We start from the raw sequence: 395 nt of genomic DNA, 5'->3' as shown, positions 1-395 counted from the left end.
GCGGACCGTGTCCGAAACCCGTGTCCGAACGTCCAGATGACCGAAAGCCCCTGCTGCTCCGAGCACGACCTACGGACACGGGCCGCCAGCGACCGCGAGGGCGTCCGGAACCGACCGTTATCGGGCTACTGCGGCAGGTGAGCGACGAGGGTGTGGGCGACGGGCTCGCGCTCGCGAGCTCGCCACAGCAGCGAAGTGATGAAGGTGCGCGCCGGCCAGTTGACCGGGTCGATCCTGTCGATCGCGGTGACGACCTCGAGGAGCTCTTCGGGGTCCGCGACGACGTCGGCTGCGCTGCCGGGTACGGCGAACCCGTCGGGCAGGCTAAACCTGCCAGCGTCGTCGGCGATGGTGTTGGCGCGGCGCAGCGCGTCGCGGAAGGCGCCAGCCCCCCT

At 70.6% G+C, this 395-nt stretch carries 1 protein-coding gene; it reads right to left on the bottom strand.

The features are described 5' to 3' along the window. Positions 1-125: 125 nt before the first annotated feature. The coding region (locus tag G3I71_RS49490; RefSeq protein ID WP_164325541.1) for a hypothetical protein at positions 126-395 on the bottom strand (270 nt) is incomplete at its 5' end.

This window comes from Streptomyces sp. SID12501 (genome assembly GCF_010550245.1).
Lineage (GTDB): Bacteria > Actinomycetota > Actinomycetes > Streptomycetales > Streptomycetaceae > Streptomyces.
This window is presented reverse-complemented; position numbering and strand designations above follow the sequence as displayed.